Origin of the sequence: Isoptericola sp. NPDC057391, assembly GCF_042668085.1 — a bacterium.
In the GTDB taxonomy this organism is placed as follows: domain Bacteria; phylum Actinomycetota; class Actinomycetes; order Actinomycetales; family Cellulomonadaceae; genus Isoptericola.
In genome coordinates this window covers 1-6,185 of record NZ_JBHVBO010000217.1, presented here as the reverse complement: position 1 = coordinate 6,185, position 6,185 = coordinate 1, and the positions used below count along the sequence as shown (strand labels likewise).

The following is a 6,185-nucleotide window of genomic DNA, read 5'->3' as shown; positions in this document are numbered from 1 at the left end:
CCCCCACGGGTGGCCGGGCCGTCGTCGTCCCGGTCCGAGGGCCGCGCCCAGGGCGGTCAGGGGGTCGCGCCCAGCCGCACCGTGAGCGCCCACGTCGTCGAGGCGCCCTCGTCGCCCTCGTCGCCCTCGTCGCCGGCGTCCTCGGGCGGCGCGGGCGCGGGGGAGGTCTCCGTCTCGCCGACCGTCGTGTGCCCGCGCATCCGGGCCCAGGCGGGCACGTCGTGGCGCGCCGCCGGGTCGGTCGACAGCACGGTCACGAGCGTCCCGGCGGGCAGGTCGCGGGCCGCGGCGGCCAGCCGGATCACGGGCAGCGGGCAACGCAGGCCGCGGGCGTCGACCACCACGGCGTCCGCCTCCACCCTCGCGTCGTCGGCGCTCACAACCCGCCCACCCCGAGCATGTCGCGCACCCGCCGCACGGCGCCCGGCAGGACGGCGAGGAAGCGGTCGACGTCCTCCTCGGTGGTCGACCGGTCGAGGGCGATCCGCACGTTGCCGTGCGTGAGCACCCCCATCGCCGCGAGCACGTGCGAGGGCTCCAGGGTGCTCGCGGTGCAGGCCGAACCGGAGCCGACCGCAAAGCCCGCCCGGTCCAGCTCCGTCACGAGCGCCTCGCCGTCCACGTACAGGCAGGAGAACGTCACGACGTGGGGGAGCCGGTCGTCCGGGTCGCCCACAACCTCGACGTCGGGCACGGCGGCGGCCGCGGTCCGCACCCGCTGCGTGAGGAGCCGCCGCCGCTGGTCCTGCGCGGCGCGGTCGGCCGTCGTCGCCTGCAGGGCCACGGCGGCGGCGAACGCGGCGGGCACGCTCACGCCACCGGGCGCCCACGGGTCGGCGTCCTCCGGCCCGGGCGGGACGGCCCGCACGCGCTGGCGCACGGCGAGCACGCCCACCCCGGCGGGCCCGCCCCAGTCGACCGGGTGGGCGGCGAGCAGGTCCCAGGCGTCGGGGGCGTCGTCGTGACCCAGGGACGCGCCCGCGTCCACGAGGAGCGGCACCCCCGCGGACCGGGCGGCGTCGTGCACGGTGCGCAGGGGCTGCCGCGTGCCGACCTCGCCGTTGGCGTGCTGGAGCGCGGCCAGCGCGACGCCGGGACGCGCGACGCGCTCCGCGAAGGCGTCCCCGTCGACGCGGCCGTGCCGGTCGACGCCGACCACGACGCGCTCGCCCCCCTGGGCGCGTGCGGCGGCCGCCGCCGCGTGCAGCACGGCCGCGCGCTCGGTGCCGCCCACGACGACGTCCCCGCCCGCGCGGCGCCGGGCCTGCGCGGCGCCCGCCAGGGCGTCGCGCAGGGCGGTCGCGTGGCTGGCCGTGAACCGCACCTCCTCCGTGCGCGCACCGAGGACGGCGGCGACGGCCTCGCGCGCGCCGTCGAGGAGCCGCGCCGCCCGGCGCCCCTCCGTGTGCAACCGGTGCGGGTCGGCCCAGCCCTCGTCGAGCGCCTGCAGCAGGGCCTGCCGGGCGAGCGGGTGCAGCGGGGCGCCGCCACCGTTGTCCAGGTGCACCCGCGAGCCGGCGGTCGCCGCGGGCGATGTCGTGGGGGACGGGGCCCCGGTCGGGTCGGTGGTGTCGGTCACAGGCGCGCTCCGTGAGGGCTGACGGGCGTCCCGACGCCGCGGCCGGGCGTGTCGGGCGGGCGCGGGAGGCGCGCCCGGGGCACGATCGTGCCATCTTCGGGGCGTCGAGGTCCGGTCGCCCGGGTCCCGGGGCGGGCCCGAGGATCTGACACCGCCGACGATCGATCTGACACTCTCCTGGGCTCTGTGTGCAAGAAGGAGATGTGGACGTCCCGTGCGGAAAGAGTCACGCCCCGAGGGGGCTTTTGCGGCGTCGAACCTGCTCCGGGCGCGCTAGGCTGCACTTCATCGAGGACGAAGGTCCTGTCCGCGTGCCTGTTGCCCAGAGGGGCCGTGGCGGTCGGGCAGGACGTGACGTGAAAGGCCTCCCTTGCACTCGAAGAGCCCCACCCGCACCCGGCGGGTCATCCTGCGCGCGACGGCGATCGCCGGCGCTGTCGCCGTGTTGGCCTCCGGCTGTGCCAGCGACTCCGTCAAGCGCGGATACCTGCCCGGCTACAGCGACGGGGAGGTGACCAACCAGACCGAGCGAATCACCAACCTCTGGGTCGGCTCCTGGATCGCGGCGCTGATCGTCGGTGTGATCACGTGGGGCCTGATGCTGTGGTGCGTCGCGGCGTACCGCAAGCGCCGGGACGACCACCAGCTCCCGATCCAGACGCGCTACCACATGCCGCTCGAGATCATGTACACGGCCGTGCCGACCATCATGATCCTCGTCCTGTTCTTCTACACGGACCGCGACATGTCGGCGGTGCAGGACACCAGCGCCGAGCCGGACGTGAACATCCAGGTCATCGGCAAGCAGTGGAGCTGGGACTTCAACTACCTCGACGAGGGCGTCTACGACTCCGGTCAGCACCTGCTCGACGTCGGCGGCCAGACGGTCGAGGACGAGGTGGACGGCGCCCCGGGCACGTCGAAGGACGTCCCGACGCTGTACCTGCCGGTCGACCAGACGGTCGAGTTCACCCTGGACTCCCGCGACGTCATCCACTCGTTCTGGATCCCCGCCTTCCTGTACAAGCAGGACATGATCCCGGGCCGGACCAACACCTTCCAGGTCACCCCGACCCGTGAGGGCACGTACGCCGGCAAGTGCGCCGAGCTCTGCGGCGAGTTCCACTCCGGGATGCTCTTCAACGTCAAGGTCGTGTCGCAGGCGGAGTACGACGCCCACATGGCCGACCTCGCGGCCGCGGGCCAGACCGGCGAGCTCGGGCTCGACCTGAACCGCCAGCAGCACGACGCGAACTTCCCGCAGGAAGACACCCTCCCGGAGGTCGAGAACTGATGGCGGCCACGACTGCCCCCGCGCACGACGTCGAGGTCATCCCCGGTCTCGCGCCGAAGCGCCAGAACCTCGGTCGCACCGTGGTCAAGTGGATCACCTCCACCGACCACAAGACGATCGGCTACCTGTACCTGATCACGTCGTTCGTCTGGTTCGCCGTGGGAGGCATCCTCGCCCTCCTGATCCGGGCCGAGCTGTTCATGCCCGGCCTGCAGGTGGTGCAGAGCAAGGAGCAGTACAACCAGCTCTTCACGATGCACGGCACGATCATGCTGCTGCTGTTCGCGACGCCACTGTTCGCGGGCTTCGCCAACGTGATCATGCCGCTGCAGATCGGCGCGCCCGACGTCGCGTTCCCGCGGCTCAACATGTTCGCGTACTGGCTGTTCCTCTTCGGCGGCCTCATCGCGGCGGCGGGCTTCTTCACCCCGCAGGGCGCCGCGTCGTTCGGCTGGTTCGCCTACGCACCGTTGTCGAACACGACGTTCAGTCCAGGGCTAGGCGGAGACCTCTGGGTGTTCGGCCTCGCGCTGGCGGGCTTCGGCACCATCCTCGGTGCCGTCAACTTCATCACCACGATCATCACGATGCGCGCGCCGGGCATGACCATGTTCCGGATGCCGATCTTCACGTGGAACACGCTCGTCACGAGCCTGCTCGTGCTGATGGCCTTCCCGCCGCTGGCCTCCGCGCTGTTCGCGCTGGGCGCCGACCGTCGTCTCGGGGCGCAGGTCTTCAACCCCGAGAACGGCGGGGCGATCCTCTGGCAGCACCTGTTCTGGTTCTTCGGCCACCCCGAGGTGTACATCATCGCGCTGCCGTTCTTCGGCATCGTGTCGGAGATCTTCCCGGTCTTCAGCCGCAAGCCGATCTTCGGCTACAAGGGCCTGATCTACGCGACGATCGCGATCGCGGCGCTGTCCGTGACGGTGTGGGCCCACCACATGTACGTGACCGGCGCGGTGCTCCTGCCGTTCTTCGCCTTCATGACGATGCTGATCGCCATCCCGACCGGCGTGAAGTTCTTCAACTGGATCGGCACGATGTGGCGCGGGAAGCTCACGTTCGAGACACCGATGCTGTGGTCGATCGGCTTCCTGGTGACCTTCCTCTTCGGCGGGCTGACGGGCATCATCCTGTCCAGCCCCGCCCTGGACTTCCACCTGTCCGACTCGTACTTCGTGGTGGCGCACTTCCACTACGTGGTCTTCGGCACCGTGGTGTTCGCGATGTTCGCCGGCTTCTACTTCTGGTGGCCGAAGTTCACGGGCCGGATGCTCAACGAGCGGCTCGGCAAGGTCCACTTCTGGCTGCTGTTCGTCGGCTTCCACATGACGTTCCTCATCCAGCACTGGCTGGGTGTCGAGGGCATGGCCCGTCGCTACGCCGACTACATGCCGGAGGAGGGCTTCACCTGGGAGAACCAGGTGTCGACCATCGGGGCGTTCATCCTGGCCGCGTCCACGCTGCCGTTCCTGTGGAACGTCTACACGACCTGGCGCAACGCGCCGAAGGTCACCGTCGACGACCCGTGGGGCTACGGCCGCTCGCTCGAGTGGGCCACCAGCTGCCCGCCGCCGCGGCACAACTTCACCTCGCTGCCGCGCATCCGCTCGGAGTCGCCGGCCTTCGACCTGCACCACCCCGAGGTCGCGGCGATGGAGCAGGTGCCGGGCCACGGCCCGCTGGTCCAGGTCTACGGCGACCCCGACCGCCGGGGGCACCAGGAGCTCGTCGAGGAGCGTCGCGACAGCGCGCAGTCGTCAGCCGCCCAGTCGACCACCACCGTGATCGACGACGAGGAGGAGAACCGCAAGTGAAGATCGAGATCAAGCTCTTCCTGTTCCTCGCCCCGTTCTTCGTCCTGGTCGGCGTGATCTACGGCTTCGTCACGGACTTCCAGGAGCCGGTCGGCTACCTCGGCATCCCGCTGGTGGGCGGGCTCGTCGCGATGGTCGGTGCGTACCTCGCGCTCACCGCCCGCCGCATCGACCCCCGCCCCGAGGACGACGAGGAGGGCGAGATCGAGCAGGGCGCCGGCGACCAGGGCGTGTACTCGCCGTGGAGCTGGTGGCCGCTGGTCATCGCCGCCGCGGCCGCGGTCGCGTTCCTCGGGCTCGCCGTGGGCTGGTGGGTGCTCTACATCGGCTTCATCCTCGGCGTCATCGGGCTCGTCGGCTGGGTGTTCGAGTTCAGCCGCGGGCAGCACGCCCACTGAGGCTCCTGTTCCGGCACACGGGCCCCTCACGCACTCGCGTGAGGGGCCCGTTCCCGTTCCTGGGGGGGGCGGCGGGGAGGAGGCGCCCGGGGACACGGATCGGCAACGATCGGCGCCCGGCACGCTCGACCGGCCCACGCCGGCACGGTCGCGTGATGGAATGAAACCTCACGATTCCCTGAGAAGGAGCACCATGCGCGTCCCCCAGAAGACCGTGGCCCTGGCATCGGCGGGCCTGGTCGCCCTCGCACTCAGCGCCTGCGGGAGCGAGAAGTCCGCGGCGCCCGACGCCGGGCAGCCGGCCGAGGAGCAGGCCGCCGAGATCGCGACCGTCTCGACGATGACCGACCTGGCCGAGCAGATGCAGGCCGCTCAGGAGAAGGCCTCGAGCGCGCACATGGAGATGACCTACTCGGGCGAGCTCGCCGAGTCGGCCGGGATGACCGACAGCGCCACGACGGCCGACGTCGTCTTCGGGTCGACGTTCGAGGACACGGCCATGCAGATGACCATGGCGGTCATGGGCATGGACATGGACATGGTGATGGTCGACGGCACGATCTACCTGTCCATGGGGGAGATGACCCAGGGCAAGTACCTGTCGATGACCGCCGAGGACATGGCGGCCGACCCGGCCCTCGCCGGCACGATGGACTCGATGGAGTCCATGGACGCCGCCGCGCAGGCGGAGGCGATGGCCGACGCCGTCACGTCGTTCGAGCACACCGGCTCCGAGACCGTCGACGGCGTCGAGACCGAGGTCTACACGGCGACCATCGACCCCTCCAAGGTGACGGAGGGCACGGCCGGGATCGACCCGTCGACCGCGGGCCAGCTCGGCGAGATCGTCACCGTCTACAAGGTGGACCCGGAGGGCCTGCCGGTCGAGGTTGACGTCACGATGGAGGTCGATGGCCAGGAGATGGTCGTCGAGTCGGCGTTCAGCAAGTGGGGCGAGCCGGTCGACGTCAAGGCGCCCGCCGACGACGACGTGATCCCGTACTCGGAGTTCTCCCAGAACTGACCGGCCCACGGACGTCCGGGGGCTCCTCGGCCGCCCAGGACGCAGCAGGGCCCCGCACGCGATGCGTGCG

Annotated in this window: 6 protein-coding genes; 4 read left to right on the top strand and 2 right to left on the bottom strand. The window is 71.3% G+C overall.

The window, feature by feature from the left end; genetic code table 11:
- Nucleotides 1-56: 56 nt before the first annotated feature.
- Nucleotides 57-380, bottom strand: a complete 324-nt coding sequence (locus ACFUVW_RS18755; protein ID WP_430572823.1) for a sulfurtransferase TusA family protein — start codon at nucleotides 378-380, stop codon at nucleotides 57-59.
- Entirely contained in the window at nucleotides 377-1,579 is a 1,203-nt protein-coding gene (locus ACFUVW_RS18750; RefSeq protein ID WP_430572822.1) for a cysteine desulfurase family protein, read from the bottom strand. The genes ACFUVW_RS18755 and ACFUVW_RS18750 overlap by 4 nt, the downstream gene beginning before the upstream one ends.
- Before the next feature lie 370 nt (nucleotides 1,580-1,949).
- Here ACFUVW_RS18750 and coxB point away from each other — a divergent pair, with 370 nt between their 5' ends.
- From coxB to ACFUVW_RS18730, 4 genes are all read left to right on the top strand, one after another.
- Nucleotides 1,950-2,873: a cytochrome c oxidase subunit II gene (gene coxB, locus ACFUVW_RS18745; protein ID WP_430572821.1), complete on the top strand. Its 924-nt coding sequence runs from the start codon at nucleotides 1,950-1,952 to the stop codon at nucleotides 2,871-2,873.
- A complete protein-coding gene (ctaD, locus tag ACFUVW_RS18740; RefSeq protein ID WP_430572820.1) occupies nucleotides 2,873-4,693 on the top strand; it encodes a cytochrome c oxidase subunit I in 1,821 nt (606 codons plus the stop codon). The genes coxB and ctaD overlap by 1 nt, the downstream gene beginning before the upstream one ends.
- Nucleotides 4,690-5,091, top strand: coding sequence for a cytochrome c oxidase subunit 4 (locus ACFUVW_RS18735; protein WP_430572819.1), 402 nt, complete (start codon nucleotides 4,690-4,692; stop codon nucleotides 5,089-5,091). The genes ctaD and ACFUVW_RS18735 overlap by 4 nt, the downstream gene beginning before the upstream one ends.
- Nucleotides 5,092-5,284: 193 nt before the next feature.
- A complete protein-coding gene (locus ACFUVW_RS18730) occupies nucleotides 5,285-6,115 on the top strand; it encodes a hypothetical protein (protein ID WP_430572818.1) in 831 nt (276 codons plus the stop codon).
- Nucleotides 6,116-6,185: the final 70 nt, after the last annotated feature.

Excerpts from the sequence above, each read along its gene's own strand:
- ctaD (WP_430572820.1), top strand. The coding sequence starts at position 2,873 with ATGGCGGCCACGACTGCCCCCGCGCACGACGTCGAGGTCATCCCCGGT.
- ACFUVW_RS18730 (WP_430572818.1), top strand. The coding sequence starts at position 5,285 with ATGCGCGTCCCCCAGAAGACCGTGGCCCTGGCATCGGCGGGCCTGGTC.